Annotated in this window: 9 protein-coding genes and 1 pseudogene; 1 reads left to right on the forward strand and 9 read right to left on the reverse strand. The window is 72.0% G+C overall.

Translation table 11 applies throughout. The features are described from left to right. Positions 1–8: 8 nt before the first annotated feature. From QQM72_RS36245 to QQM72_RS36270, 6 genes are all read right to left on the reverse strand, one after another. Complete coding sequence (locus QQM72_RS36245; protein WP_314225040.1) at positions 9–2,699, reverse strand: bifunctional acetate--CoA ligase family protein/GNAT family N-acetyltransferase; 2,691 nt, start codon at positions 2,697–2,699, stop codon at positions 9–11. Between the two features lie 142 nt (positions 2,700–2,841). Continuing rightward, positions 2,842–5,226 (reverse strand): phosphoketolase family protein, encoded by a 2,385-nt coding sequence (locus QQM72_RS36250; RefSeq protein WP_314225041.1) that lies wholly within the window; start codon positions 5,224–5,226, stop codon positions 2,842–2,844. Between the two features lie 44 nt (positions 5,227–5,270). Beyond that, positions 5,271–6,152: a universal stress protein gene (locus QQM72_RS36255; protein WP_314225042.1), complete on the reverse strand. Its 882-nt coding sequence runs from the start codon at positions 6,150–6,152 to the stop codon at positions 5,271–5,273. Continuing rightward, positions 6,149–7,171 carry a zinc-dependent alcohol dehydrogenase gene (locus tag QQM72_RS36260; protein ID WP_314225043.1) on the reverse strand — a complete coding sequence of 341 codons (1,023 nt, stop codon included), beginning with the start codon at positions 7,169–7,171 and terminating at the stop codon, positions 6,149–6,151. Before QQM72_RS36260 ends, QQM72_RS36255 begins: the two co-directional genes overlap by 4 nt. A 23-nt stretch (positions 7,172–7,194) precedes the next feature. Continuing rightward, on the reverse strand, positions 7,195–8,100 hold the full coding sequence (locus QQM72_RS36265; RefSeq protein WP_314225044.1) for a universal stress protein: 906 nt from the start codon (positions 8,098–8,100) through the stop codon (positions 7,195–7,197). 161 nt (positions 8,101–8,261) lie between these two features. Beyond that, positions 8,262–8,891, reverse strand: coding sequence for a DoxX family membrane protein (locus QQM72_RS36270; protein WP_314220108.1), 630 nt, complete (start codon positions 8,889–8,891; stop codon positions 8,262–8,264). A gap of 304 nt (positions 8,892–9,195) precedes the next feature. Here QQM72_RS36270 and QQM72_RS36275 point away from each other — a divergent pair. After that, a pseudogene (locus QQM72_RS36275) lies at positions 9,196–9,372 on the forward strand (sodium-independent anion transporter); the annotation flags it as partial. Here the strand turns inward: QQM72_RS36275 and QQM72_RS36280 are convergent. The 3 genes from QQM72_RS36280 to pflB form a co-directional block, all read right to left on the reverse strand. After that, positions 9,368–10,279: a universal stress protein gene (locus QQM72_RS36280; RefSeq protein WP_314225045.1), complete on the reverse strand. Its 912-nt coding sequence runs from the start codon at positions 10,277–10,279 to the stop codon at positions 9,368–9,370. The pseudogene QQM72_RS36275 and the gene QQM72_RS36280 overlap by 5 nt on opposite strands. A 490-nt stretch (positions 10,280–10,769) precedes the next feature. Further along, complete coding sequence (gene pflA, locus QQM72_RS36285; protein WP_314225046.1) at positions 10,770–11,507, reverse strand: pyruvate formate-lyase-activating protein; 738 nt, start codon at positions 11,505–11,507, stop codon at positions 10,770–10,772. Next, positions 11,504–13,762: a formate C-acetyltransferase gene (pflB, locus tag QQM72_RS36290; protein ID WP_314225047.1), complete on the reverse strand. Its 2,259-nt coding sequence runs from the start codon at positions 13,760–13,762 to the stop codon at positions 11,504–11,506. Before pflB ends, pflA begins: the two co-directional genes overlap by 4 nt. Positions 13,763–13,878 lie beyond the last annotated feature (116 nt).

Below are 13,878 nucleotides of genomic sequence, written 5' to 3' on the forward strand. Positions count from 1 at the left end.
TTCCCTCCTCAGCGCAGTCGGCGCAGATACGGGTCCTGGGGGCGTCGCGGCACGAGACGCACCCGCGCGTCGAGCACGGTGACACCGCCGGGCGCCGCCAGAACCGGGTTGAAGTCGACCTCGGCGAGCTGCGGGAGGTCGCAGGCCATCCGGGACAGCCTGTGGAGCAGCTGTTCCAGCTCCTCCAGGTCGACGGGGGCGCTTCCGTTCGCGCCCAGCAGCAGCGGGGCGCACCGTGGCGAGGTGATCAGCTCGTGCACGTCGCGGTCGGTGAGCGGGGCGAGGCGGGCCGCGTGATCGGCGAGCACCTCCGTCGCGGTACCGCCGAGCCCGAACAGGACGAGCGGGCCGAAGACCTCGTCCTGGACGACGCCCGCGAACAGCTCGGTGCCGCGCGGGGCGAGCGGCTGCAGGACCGCTCCGGTCATCAGCCCGTCGAAGCGGGTCGCCAGGTCGCGGAAGGCCGCTCGCACCTGGGAGTCGCCGCGCAGGTCGAGGTGGACGGCGTGCTGTGCGCTCTTGTGGACGAGTCCGGGCCACTGGGCCTTCATGACCACCCGGCCGTCGAGACCGCGCAGCCGCTCGGCGGCGAGGACGGCCTCGTCCTCGGTCCCGGCCCAGGCCCAGGGGATCTGCCCGATGCCGTAGCAGGCGAGCAGGTCGGCGCGGGCGCGGGGGTCGAGCCAGCCGCCGTCGGGGGTCAGCGCGAGGTACTCCTCGACGACCGTTCGGGCCCGCACGGTCTCGACGTCGTCGAGGACCGGGACCACACCGGCGGGCCTGGCCAGCCAGGCGGCCCGGTCGGCGGCGTGGGCGAGGGCACGGGCCGCGGCCTGCGGTTCGGCGTAGGAAGGGATCGTGCCGCCGTCGGCGGCGGGCAGCAGCCTGACGGAACGGTCCTGCTCCAGGCGTACGGCGAGCACGGGCCGCGCCCGTCGGCCGGGAGCGGTGACGGCCCGCACCAGATCGTCACCGGTGGCCACCGCGACCGCCGTCGGGACGAGGGCGACGACGACGGCGTCGATACCGGTGCACCGGGTCAGACGGTCCACGCACTCGGTCAGCTGCTGTTCGGACACGGCGGCGGTGGCGTCGACGGGGTTGCCGACGGCGGCGCCGTCGGGCAGCACGCCGAGCAGTTCGTCGACCATGGCGGGGGTGAACGGGGGAAGGGCCAGCCCCGCCTCCACGCAGGCATCGGCGGCCAGCACTCCCGCGCCGCCCGCGTTGGTGACGATCGCGACGCGAGTGCCTTCCGGCAGCGGCTGGGAGTGCAGCAGGGCCGCGGTCTCGAGGAGCTCGCCGACCGAGCGGGTCGCGGTGATGCCGGCCTGGGTGAACAGTGCGCCCCGGGTCATGGTGCGGGTGGCGGCGGCAGCGGTGTGCGAGGCGGCCGCGCGGCGTCCCGCGTCCGTGCGTCCGGTGTCGACGGTGAGTACCGGGATGCGACGCGTGACGCGGCGGGCGGTACGGGAGAAGGCACGCGGGTTGCCGAACGACTCCAGGTGCAGCAGGGCGAGGTCGGTGCGGCCGTCGCTCTCCCACCACTGGAGCAGGTCGTTGCCGCTGACGTCGAACTTGTCGCCGAGCGAGACGAAGGACGAGACCCCGACGCCCAGCCGGGAGAGCCCGTCGAGCAGGGCGATTCCGACGCCTCCGGACTGCACGGCGACACCGGCCGTCCCCGGTCGGGGGTGCTCGGCGGCGAAGGTGGCGTCGAGGTTCAGCTCGGGGTCCGTGTTGGAGACGCCGAGGCAGTTGGGTCCGACGAGCCGCATGCCGTAGGTGCGGCAGGCGTCCAGCAGGGACCGCGCCTGGGTGTGGTCGAGTCCGGCGGTGACGACGACGAGCGCACGCACCCCGGCCCGGCCGCACTCGTCGGCGACGGCCGCGACCGCGCCGGTCGGCACGGCCACGATCACGAGGTCGGGGGTCTTGGGCAGGGCCGCGACCGACGGGTGGGACGGCACGCCGAGCACCGAGGTGACGCGGGGGTTCACGGCGAAGAGCCGCCGGGTGAAGCCGCCCTTGTGCAGATGGTGGAGGATCGCCCGGCCCACCGACCCGGGCGTGCGCCCGGCGCCGACGACCGCGACCGCGTCCGGGCGCAGCAACGGCAGGAGGCTGGCCACGTCGGCGGCACGGCCCCGGGCCTCGACGGCCGACAGGTAGGTGTCGTCCTGGTCGAGGTGGACGGTGCAGCGCACCTCCGGTCCCTCGAAGCGGCGGGAGGTTCGCAGGCCGAGGTCGGCGAAGAGACGGAGCACCTCGTGGTTCTCGCTCAGCGCGTCGGCCGTGAAGGTGGTGATGCCCTCAGCGCACGCCGCCGAGGCCAGGTGCTCGACGAGCAGGGTGCCCACGCCCCGGTGGTGCAGACCGTCGGCGACGGCGATGGAGACCTCCGCGTCGTCCTTCTCCCCGGCGGTGTCGTACTCGGCGAGGCCGATCACCCGGCCGTCCACCTCGGCCAGCAGGGCGCGGTAGCCCGGACGGGCCGGGGCGCAGGCCCGGCCGGCGGCCGTGGCGGCCGAACGCCGGCTCGCCGAGAAGAACCGCAGGCGGAGGTTCTCCGGCGACATCTCCTCGTAGAACCCCTGCAACTGATCGTGGTCGCTCGGCCGCGCGGGCCGTATGCACACGGTGGTGCCGTCGGCGAGCAGGGCGTGGACCGTGGGCCGGTCGATCAGGTCGTCCGTCATCGCAGGTCTCCTCCTGGCTCTCGACACTTCGATCGTCCGCCAGACCGGAGAGCGGTCCCATGGGCTGTCCGGGGCTGAACGGGGGGCCGATCGGCCCCCCGTTCCGCTGATGGTCCCCGGGCGGTCGGATCGTCCGGCCGGGTCAGGCCGTCCAGGTCCAGTCGGCGACCTCGGGCAGGTCGGTGCCGTGTTCGCGGATCCAGGCCTGATGCCGGGTGCGGACGTCGGCCATCCGCTGGCGTACCGCGGCGGCGCGCACGTCGAGGCCGGGGACGCGGTCGATGACGTCCATGACGAGGCGGTAGCGGTCGAGGTCGTTGCGGACGACCATGTCGAACGGCGTCGTCGTCGTGCCGGACTCCTTGTAGCCGCGCACATGAAGGTTCTTGTGCCCGGTGCGGCGGTAGGCGAGGCGGTGGATCAGCCACGGGTAGCCGTGGTACGCGAAGATCACCGGCTTGTCCTGGGTGAACAGTCCGTCGTACTCGAAGTCGCTCATCCCGTGCGGGTGTTCCTCGCGCGGCAGCAGCCGGGTCATGTCGACGACGTTGACCACGCGCACGGCCAGGTCGGGCAGATGGCGGCGGAGCAGCTGCGCGGCGGCCAGCACCTCCAGGGTGGGGACGTCGCCCGCGCAGGCGAGCACCACGTCGGGTTCGCGGGTGCCGTTCTCGGTGCCGGCCCACTCCCAGATCCCGGCCCCGCGGGCGCAGTGGGCCCGGGCGGCGTCCATGGAGAGCCAGTCGAAGCAGGGCTGCTTGCCCGCCACGACGACGTTGACGTAGTCGCGGCTGCGCAGGACGTGGTCGGCCACCGACAGCAGGGTGTTGGCGTCCGGCGGGAGGTAGACGCGGACGACCTCGGGGCTCTTGTTGAGGACGTGGTCGACGAAGCCCGGGTCCTGGTGCGAGAAGCCGTTGTGGTCCTGGCGCCAGACGTGCGAGGTGAGCAGGTAGTTGAGGGAGGCGATGGGCGCGCGCCAGGGCAGCTCCCTCGACGTCTTGAGCCACTTGATGTGCTGGTTGACCATCGAGTCGACGATGTGCACGAACGCCTCGTAGCAGGAGAACAGTCCGTGCCGGCCGGTCAGCAGATAGCCCTCCAGCCAGCCCTGGCAGGTGTGTTCGGACAGGATCTCCATCACCCGGCCGTGGTGCTCGAGGTGCTCGTCGACCGGCAGGTGTTCGGCCTGCCACGCCTTTCCGCTGACGTCGAAGACGGCCTGAAGCCGGTTGGACGCCGTCTCGTCCGGGCCGACGAGTCGGAAGTCCCGTCGCGCGCCGGTGTCCTTCATCACCCGGGCGAGGAGGTCGCCGAGAACGCGGGTCGGTTCGTGCAGGGTCGTGCCCGGCTTGTCGACGGGTACGGCGAACTCGTCGAGCGATGGGACGGGCAGGTCCCGGACGAGGAGGCCGCCGTTGGCGTGCGGGGTGGCGCCGAGCCGCCGGGCGCCGTCCGGGACACAGGCGAGGACGTCGGCGGTGGGACGGCCGTCGGGCCCGAAGAGTTCCCGGGGCCGGTACGAGCGCAGCCACGCCTCCAGCTGCCGCAGATGCTCCGGATTCTCACGGACCCCGGACAGGGGCACCTGGTGGGCGCGCCAGGTGCCCTCGACGGGTTCGCCGTCCACCTCGGCCGGTCCGGTCCAGCCCTTCGGGGTGCGCAGCACGATCATGGGCCAGTGCACGCGCTCGGTGACACCGTCCTCGCGGGCGGTGCGCTGCATGACGGCGATGCGGTCGAGTGCGTCGTCCATCGCCGCGGCCATGGCCCGGTGGACCTTGGCGGGGTCGTCGCCGGTGACGTGGATCGGCTCGTGGCCGTAGCCGCGCAGCAGCTCGTCGAGTTCGGCCTGCGGGATGCGGGACAGCACCGTCGGGTTGGCGATCTTGTAGCCGTTGAGGTGCAGGATCGGCAGGACCGCCCCGTCGTGCGCGGGGTCGAGGAACTTGTTGGAGTGCCAGGCGGCGGCCAGCGGCCCGGTCTCCGCCTCTCCGTCGCCGATCACGCAGGCGACCAGGAGGTCCGGGTTGTCGAAGGCGGCGCCGTACGCGTGGGACAGCGAGTAGCCGAGCTCACCGCCCTCGTGGATCGAACCGGGCGTCTCCGGGGCGACGTGACTGGGCACGCCACCGGGGAACGAGAACTGGCGGAAGAGCCGGGCCATGCCGTCCTCGTCGCGCGTCACGTCCGGGTAGGTCTCGGTGTAGCTGCCCTCCAGCCAGGAGTTGGCCACGATCGAGGGACCGCCGTGGCCCGGACCCCACACGCACAGCGCGTCGAGACCCCGCGCCTTGATCACCCGGTTGAGGTGCGTGTACACGAGGTTGAGACCGGGCGAGGTGCCCCAGTGGCCGAGCAGCCGCGGCTTGATGTGCTCCGGCCGCAGGGGCTCGGTCAGCAGCGGGTTCGCCATCAGATAGATCTGTCCGGCGGCCAGATAGTTGGCGGCGCGCCAGTGCGCGTCCAGGGTGCGCAGCTCTTCGTCGGTGGGTGCGGTGGCGTCCTGGTGCCGGACGGTGGGCATGGTGACTCCGGAGGCGTCGAGTGGTCGGTCGGGTCGTTTGGCGCTCACGCCTGCTCGGGCACGATAGCGACAGGGCAGGCGGCGTGGTGCAGGACTCCGTGGGCGACACGCCCGAGCTGAAGCCCGAGGTGCCCGGGGTTGCGCCGGGCGCCGACCACCAGCAGGCCGGCGCCGTGGGAGGCGTCCAGCAGGACTCTGCGGGCGGGTCCCTCGACGGTGCGGCGGTGGAGATCGACGTCCGTCGGCACGTCCTTCAGGGCCTCCTCCAGTGCCTCGGCGGCGTGCTCCTCGTGCAGTCGCGCGGGTTCGCCGGCGAGCAGGGGGTGGTCCACGCTCTCGTGTGCGGGGCACCGCCACGCGCGCACGGCGTCCAGGGGTGCGGCGCGCAGCCTCGCCTCCTGGAAGGCGAAGCCCGTCGCCGCGGAGTCCTTCCCCGTCTCCCCCACGCCGAGCACCACGCGCCCCCGCGAGTCCGCGCCCGCCCGGTTGTCGTGGCTGCCGCGCACCACGATCACCGGGCAGTCCGCGTGTGCGGCCACGGTGAGGCTGACGGACCCGAGCAGCATCTCGACGAGGCCGCTGCGACCCCGGGTGCCGAGCACCAGCGCGGCGGCGTTGCGCCCTTCCCGCACCAGCGCGTATTCCGGCTCCTCGGGCAGCACGTCAGAGGAGACCTTCAGGCCCGGTCGACGGCGGAGGGCGCGCCGCGCGGCGGCCCCCACGATGTCGTCCGCCCTCACCTCCTCCGACGGCTTGCCGACGTCCGAGGCGAGTGCGCTGCCCTCGTAGCGCTCCCAGAGCGAGGCGTACACCACCTTCAGCGCCACTCCGCGCAGAGCCGCCTCGTCGGCCGCCCAGTCGACGGCGCGCAGGCTCGGCTCGGAGCCGTCCACGCCGACGACCAGGGGCGCTCCCACCGCGTTCACCGCTGCGCTCCGAGGTCGAAGACGATGCGTGCCTTGACCTGGCCGCGCAGTACCTCGTCGATGGACTCGTTCACCGAGGCCAGAGGCCGGGTCTCGTAGATGACCTTGGTGCGGCCGGCCGCGTGCAGCTGGAAGACCTCGGCGAGGTCCTGCCGGGTGCCGACGATCGAGCCGATCACCGAGGTGCCGTTGAGAACGGTGTCGAAGATGGGCACGCGGACCGTGCCGTGCGCGGGCAGGGCCACCATGACCAGCTTGCCGCCGCGCCGCAGCCCGGAGTTGACGGCTTCGAAGGCTGCGTCGTTCACCGCGAGCGCGATGGCGGCGTGGGCGCCGCCGTGCCGCTTGAGCACCTCGCCGACGTTCTCCTTGCGGGCGTCGATGACGATGTCCGCGCCGAGTTCCGCGGCCAGCCGGAGCTTCTCGTCGGTGACGTCGATCGCGGCGACGGTGGCGCCGGCGATCTTGGCGTACTGCACGGCCAGATGGCCGAGCCCGCCGATCCCGGAGATCGCGACGAGCTGGGTGGGCTTGACGTCGGCCACCTTGAGCGCCTTGTACGTCGTCACGCCCGCGCAGGTCAGCGGGGCGGCTTCCAGGGCGGTGATGCCGTCGGGCACGAGCTGGGCGAAGTCGGCCCAGGCGAGCATCTTCTCGGCGTAGCCGCCGTCGCAGCCGTAGCCGGTGTTGATCTGCTGCTCGCACAGGGTCTCCCAGCCGGACAGGCAGTGCTCGCACCGCCCGCAGGCCTTGCCGAGCCAGGGCACGGCGACGCGCTGCCCGAGGGCGAGATGGGTGACGCCTTCGCCGAGCGCCTCCACCAGGCCGACCCCCTCGTGCCCGGGAACGAACGGCGGGTTCGGCTTGACCGGCCAGTCGCCGTGGGCCGCGTGGATGTCGGTGTGGCACAGCCCGGACGCCTCCACCCGGACGCGGACCTGACCGGGGCCGGGCTCCGGGTCGGGGCGCTCCTCGATGACCAGGGGCTCACCGAACGCTCGTACGACCGCTGCCTTCATGGCTCTCTTCTCCTCAGGGTTGATCAGCTGTGCGGGACGACGGCGACGGGGGCGGCGGAGTGGTGCAGGACCGCGTGGGTGACGTGGCCGACGTGGGCGCCGAACGGGCTGCGGCGGATGCGCCGGCCCACGACGACCAGGGATGCGTGACGTGAGGCGTCCACGACGTGGATCGCGGGGCTGCCGTACCGGGACTCCTCGACGACCGTCACCTCCGGGAACTTCTTCCGCCAGGGAGCCACGACCTCGGCCAGCGCCTCTGCGTCGCTCAGGGCCAGCGCCTCGTGCAGCGCGGGGTTGGCGGGCGTGCCGTACGCGTAGTAGGGCGGCGGGTTCCAGCCGTGGACGACCCGCAGGGACGTCGCGCGGCTCCTGGCCGCGTCGAAGGCGAACTCGATCAGCGTCTCGTCCGGGTGCTCGACGTCGAGTCCGAGCACCACGGGCCGGAAGGGTGTCGCGGCGGAGGGAACACCTGCCGGGTCCGGCTCGTGCTCGTCGGCGGCCTCCTGAAGCGCCCGCACCAGCACGACCGGGCGGTCCGCGTGGGCGACGACGGACAAGCCGACCGAGCCGACCATGAACCCGCCGATCCCACCGAAACCACGAGAGCCAAGGACGAGCAGTTCGGCGCTCTTCGCCGCCTCGGCCAGCGCATGGCCCGGCTGGCCGGAGAGCTGCTCCCTGATCACCTCGACGCCCGGGTGCCGCAGGCTGATGCCCTCGGCGGCCTCGCGGGGGATCCGCTCGGTCCAGTGCTGCTGGGTCTCGGCTCCGAGAAGCGGAGCCTCGGCCATGGGCTCCGGCACCGGTTCCCAGACGTGGACGATCTTCAGGGGCAGGTCGCGCAGCCTCGCTTCGCGAGCCGCCCATTCGGCGGCTGCCCGGCTCTCCTGCGAGCCGTCGAGACCTACGGTGATGGTGCGGAGCATGCTCTCCACCTCCTGGGGCGAAGGATCCGAGGGATCCGATTCCAGAGTCGTGTTCGGGGGGTTCGTTGTGCAGGGGCCACTGGTCCCGGATCGGGACCGGAAGGCCCAGGACACGGCTCGGCGCGGAGAGCCGGGTGACGGGCCCACCGCGCCGCCCGCGTTCAGCGCAGCCAGCCGTGGTCGCGCACGATCGGCAGCCGGGCCCAGACCCGGCCGGCACCGAGGGTGTCACCGGCCGCGGCAGCGGCCAGGACGATCAGCGCGATGGCATAGACCAGGTGGTAGTCGGCGAACGGATTCGTCGACATACTGAGCGACCCGTCCGAGAGGTGCTTGGCCGGCGGCCACTCGGCAACCCACATCAAAGCCATCATCACCGCCCCGGCCACAGCGGCGAGCCGCAGCGCGACACCCAGGACCAGAGCCAGGCCTATCCCGAGCAGACCGAGCATGAACAGCCAGTCAGCCCACGGCTCACCCGCCCAGGAACGGAACGTGGACTCCATCGGCCCCACCGCCACGGAACCGAGGAAACCCTTCGTCGGCGATCCACCGTCGACCCAGCCCCTGCCCGACCCGGTGGCGTAACCGAGACCGAAGGTCTTGTCGAGGAACGCCCACAGAAAGACGAACCCGGTCAGCAGACGCAGCGAGGCCAGGGCGTAGGCCCGCACGGTACCCGTGCCGGTGCCTGCCGACACGGCCGACTCGGATGCGGTGGCGGTCCGGTTCCTGCGCAGCGACGACAGACGGAAGCCGGAGCTCCGGTGCAGGTGCTCGTGCACGGACATGATGGGATTTCCCTTCGAAGCGGTCGGGGCCTTGCCTGACATGACTCACCCTGGTCCTGTGCACCGGACGGCGCCGGATGCCGAAGGTCCGTGCCGGCGGGCCGAACGGCCCTATCTCGAGAGGCTGTTGGGGATCGACACGGCACACCCGACGGGACGGAGCCTGCCGGGACCTCAGCCACTTCGCGGAGCGGCGCCGACCGGTGCCCGGCCTCGTGGCCCTTCGTGGCCACCGGCGTGCCCGGCTCACCGGTGACCCGCGCGCCGACGTGACCGTGGCGGCGTACCTCGTGCCACAGGTCATGGCATGCACGACGTGGAGGGCCGTCCACAGGCACGCGCGATCCCCGGCCTGCTCGTCCACCGCCACGACTCGCCCCCGTGCTTCGCCGACGCGGACGAATTCCGGCGCCGGGCCCTGGCCGCCGTCGACGAACAGAGCGACCCCGTCCGCTGGCTCGTCCTCGACACCGAGGTCAGTCGTGCGGCACCACCGCGACCGGTGCGGAGGCGTGCTGCAACACGGCGTGTGCCACCGGGCCGACGTGGCCGCCGACCGCCGCGCGGCGGTTCTTCCTGCCGACGACGAGGAGCGCCGCGTCCCGCGAGGCGTGCACGAGATGACGGCCGGCGCCACCGATCACGGCCTGCTCGTGCACCTTGACCCCGGGGAACCTGTCCTTCCACGGTCGCAGGACGTCGCTCAGCCCGTTCCGTGTTTCCTCGGCCAGTTCTTCGTTGAGTCCCGCGTCCACCGCGGCGGCGTAGCCGTAGACGGCAGCCGGGTTCCAGCCATGGACCACGCGCAGGCCGGCCGCGCGCCGCTGAGCGGCCGTGAAGGCGAACTCGATGACGGCGTCGCTCGGCTGCTCCAGGTCCAGTCCCAGCACCACGTCGCGGTACGGGGTGGTGGTCGCCCCGGCGCCCGTGGCGTCCGGCAGGTGCTCGTCCTCCGCGCGCTCGGTGGCCCGCACGAGGACGACGGGCCGTGCGGTACGCGCCACGACCGCCTGCGCCACGGAGCCGACCAGGAACCCGGCGACGGTACCGAGACCCCGGGACCCCAGGACCAGCAGCTCGCTGTCCTCGGCGGCGGCCAGCAGTGCGGGGACGGCCTGGTCTCCGGTGACTCGGCTGGTGATCAGCAGACCGGGGTGGCGCCGCGCGAGCCGGGACTCGGCCTTGCGCAGCAGTTCCGCGGCCCACTCGTGCTGCCCGTCGATCGCGCCCAGCGCCGGAACGCCACCGTACGGCGCGTAGGGAGGGGGCGGGTCCTCGGCGTGCACGAGGTGCAGGAGCGCCTCTCGTTGTGCCGCTTCTCGAGCGGCCCAGTCTGCGGCGGCGAGACTTGCGGGCGAGCCGTCGAGACCGACGGTGATGGTGGGCATGTGCGGACCTCCTTCAGGGGTGCACCGTAAGTCTCCGGGCCCGGTGATCTACGGCAGAAGAGGCCTGAGGGTCCCTCCTGAGGGCCAACCGGCCCACGGGGACGGGCTCTGCCCCGTGCCGGTCGGGCCGCGGGCATCGCAGCGCGTTCGGCCCGGGGCCGTGGATCCGCCCCCAGCGCGGGCGGACGCGGCGTCCCGGCGTGGGCAGGCGGATCGCCCGGGGGCCCGCGCGGCGCCGAGCGCATCCCAGGCGCCACGGTCGGCGGCGTACACCGGCCGGCGCCCCCTCGGTGAGACGCCGTCAGGGGACGACGGCTGTCAGCTCCTGCACCGTGCCCTGGCTCGGGGCTCATCGGTGACGGGCGGAGGCCGGGCACACCTCGGCCACTTGGCCGGCCCCGGTGGGGTCCACCGGGGCCGGCCAAGTGGCGCGGAGAGGCCACGTCCAGGGGGCGCATGCTGTCGGCATGACGTCCCCCGGGCTGCCGGCTCACACGGCCCGCAACCCATGTCCGCGGAACTGTGCACGGACCCGCTGGACGAGGTCCCGGTCGGGCGTCGGGGTGTCCTTGAGCGGGAAGGGGATCCCGAGGGCCTCGTACTTGTGGCTGCCGAGCTTGTGGAAGGGCAGGACGTCGACCCGGTCGACGTTGCCCAGCCCGGCCAGGAAGGAACCCAGGCCGTCCACGGCGGTCTCGTCGTCGGTCCAGCCGGGGACCAGGACGTAACGGATCCACACGGGGATGCCGAGCTGGTCCAGGCGGGTGGCGAAGTTGAGGGTGGGGGCCAGCGCGCCGCCGGTCAGCTTGCGATACGTGCCGATGTCGAAGGACTTGATGTCCAGGAGCACCAGGTCGGTGTCGGCGAGGAGCGTTTCGTCGGCACGGACGCCGAGGAAGCCGGAGGTGTCGAGGGCGGTGTGCAGCCCGAGTTCCTTGCAGCGGTGGAGCACGGCAGCGGTGAAGGCGGACTGGAGAAGGGGCTCGCCACCCGTGAGAGTGACCCCGCCGCCGGCCGTCGTGACGAAGTCCCGGTACTTCTCGATCTCGGACATCACCTCCTCCACCGTGGCCTCCCGGCCGTCGCGCATGTGCCACGTGTCGGGGTTGGCGCAGTACAGGCAGCGCAACGGGCAGCCGCTGACGAAGAGCACGAACCGGGTCCCGGGACCGTCCACGCCGGTGGAGAGGTCCCAGGAGTGGATCCGGCCCTTGGTCGTCGTGCTCACAGCGATCCGTGGAAGGTCCGGCTGATCACGTCGAGCTGCTGTTCACGGGTCAGCCGGACGAAGTTGACGGCGTATCCGGAGACCCGGACCGTCAGCTCCGGATACTTCTCCGGGTGCTCCATGGCGTCCTCCAGGGTGGCCCGGTCCAGGACGTTGACGTTCATGTGGAAGCCGCCGGAGGACATGTACGCGTCCAGGATCCCGGCCAGGTGATCCGCGCGCTCGTCCGGGTCGTGGCCCAGCCCTTCCGGGGTGATCGTCGTGGTCAGCGAGATCCCGTCCCGGGCCTGTTCGTACGGCAACTTGGCGACCGAGAGGGCGGAGGCGGCCACGCCGTGCCGATCACGGCCGTTCATCGGATTGGCGCCGGGCGCGAAGGGCGCGCCGGCCCGCCGGCCGTCGGGGGTGTTTCCGGTGTGCTTGCCGTAGACGACGTTCGAGGTGATGGTCAGTACCGACTGGGTGTGCTCGGCGTCCCGGTACGTGGGGTGCTTGCGGACCTTGGCCATGAAGGACTCGACGAGGCCGACGGCGATGCTGTCGGCGCGGTCGTCGTTGTTGCCGTAGGCCGGGAACTCCCCCTCGGTGCGGAAGTCGACGGCGAGACCGGTGGCGTCGCGGAACACCTTCACCCGCGCGTGCTTGACGGCGGACAGACTGTCGGCGGCGACCGAGAGTCCGGCGATTCCGCAGGCCATGAACCGGTGCACCGGATAGTCGTGCAGCGCCATCTCGATGCGCTCGTACGCGTACTTGTCGTGCATGAAGTGGATGACGTTGAGGGTGTTGACGTAGGTCTGCGCGAGCCAGTCCAGTACGCGGTCGTACGCCGCCGACAGCTCGACGAAGTCCAGGTACTCACCCGTCAGCGCAGGTGCCTCGGGGGCGACCTGTTCGCCGGTCATCTCGTCCCGGCCGCCGTTGACGGCGTACAGCAGTGCCTTGGCCAGGTTGACCCGCGCCCCGAAGAACTGCATCTGCTTGCCGACGGCCATCGCCGAGACACAGCAGGCGATCGCGGTGTCGTCGCCCGTGCGCGGGCGCATGAGGTCGTCGGACTCGTACTGGATGGCGCTGGTGTCGATGGAGACCTGGGCGCAGAACTTCTTGAAGCCGGCGGGGAGTCGCGGCGACCACAGCACGGTCAGATTGGGCTCGGGGGCCGGTCCGAGGTTGTACAGGGTCTGGAGGAAGCGGAAGGAGGTGCGGGTGACCAGCGTGCGGCCGTCGTCGCCGATGCCGCCGATGGACTCCGTCACCCAGGTGGGGTCGCCGGAGAACAGCGCGTCGTACTCGGGGGTGCGCAGGAACCGTACGATCCGCAGCTTGATCACGAAGTCGTCGATCAGTTCCTGCGCGCGGGTCTCGTCGACGAGCCCCGCGTCCAGGTCCCGCTGGAGGTAGACGTCCAGGAAGGTGGAGGTGCGGCCCAGCGACATCGCGGCGCCGTTCTGCTCCTTCACCGCGGCCAGGAAGCCGAGGTAGAGCCATTGCACGGCCTCGTGGGCGGTGGCGGCGGGGCGGGAGACGTCGCAGCCGTAGGTGGCCGCCATCTCAGCCAGTTCCCTCAACGCCCTTATCTGCTCGGCGAGTTCCTCGCGATCACGGATGACGTCCGCAGTGGAGGGCTGCGTGGCGAGGAGGGCGTTCTCGGCCTGCTTGGCCTCGATCAGCCGGTCGGTGCCGTAGAGGGCGACGCGTCGGTAGTCGCCGATGATCCGGCCGCGACCGTAGGCGTCCGGCAGCCCGGTGATGATGCCCACCTTGCGGGCGGTGCGCATTTCGGGGGTGTAGGCGTCGAAGACACCGTCGTTGTGGGTCTTGCGATAGGTGCCGAAGACGCGGGTGACAAAGGGATCTGCCTGGTAGCCGTACGCCTTCAGCCCGTTCTCGACCATCCGCAGGCCGCCGTTGGGCATGATGGCCCGCCGCAGCGGGGCATCGGTCTGGAGGCCGACGATCAGCTCGCGGTCGCGGTCGATGAAGCCCGGCCGGTGCGAGGTGATCGTGGACGGATTGCCCGGGTCGACGTCGAGGATGCCCCGGCGCCGCTCCTCGGGAAACAGCGAGCTCACCTTCTCCCACACCGCGCGCGTGCGCTCGGTGGGCCCGGCCAGGAAGGCCGCGTCGCCCTCGTACGGCGTGTAGTTCGCCTGGATGAAGTCGCGGACGTCGATCCGCTCCCGCCAGCCCGCGCCGGTGAAGTCCCGCCAGGCCTGCGGCGTCCGGGGTCCAGCCGTCACCGTTACCGTCATCGCCGTTCTCTCCTCAGTCCGCACGGTCGCTCCTTCTGTCCTGCCGATCCTTCTCGTCGGCCCCGGCCGCCGGGAGGGTCCGTCGGCACACCTGCCGGCGGCCACCGGTCCCTCCC

The sequence above is a fragment of the Streptomyces zaehneri genome, from assembly GCF_032248645.1.
GTDB classification, from domain to species: domain Bacteria; phylum Actinomycetota; class Actinomycetes; order Streptomycetales; family Streptomycetaceae; genus Streptomyces; species Streptomyces coriariae.

Excerpts from the sequence above, each read along its gene's own strand:
- QQM72_RS36245 (WP_314225040.1), bottom strand. The coding sequence starts at position 2,699 with ATGACGGACGACCTGATCGACCGGCCCACGGTCCACGCCCTGCTCGCC.
- QQM72_RS36250 (WP_314225041.1), bottom strand. The coding sequence starts at position 5,226 with ATGCCCACCGTCCGGCACCAGGACGCCACCGCACCCACCGACGAAGAG.
- QQM72_RS36260 (WP_314225043.1), bottom strand. The coding sequence starts at position 7,171 with ATGAAGGCAGCGGTCGTACGAGCGTTCGGTGAGCCCCTGGTCATCGAG.
- QQM72_RS36265 (WP_314225044.1), bottom strand. The coding sequence starts at position 8,100 with ATGCTCCGCACCATCACCGTAGGTCTCGACGGCTCGCAGGAGAGCCGG.
- QQM72_RS36270 (WP_314220108.1), bottom strand. The coding sequence starts at position 8,891 with ATGTCCGTGCACGAGCACCTGCACCGGAGCTCCGGCTTCCGTCTGTCG.
- QQM72_RS36280 (WP_314225045.1), bottom strand. The coding sequence starts at position 10,279 with ATGCCCACCATCACCGTCGGTCTCGACGGCTCGCCCGCAAGTCTCGCC.
- pflB (WP_314225047.1), bottom strand. The coding sequence starts at position 13,762 with ATGACGGTAACGGTGACGGCTGGACCCCGGACGCCGCAGGCCTGGCGG.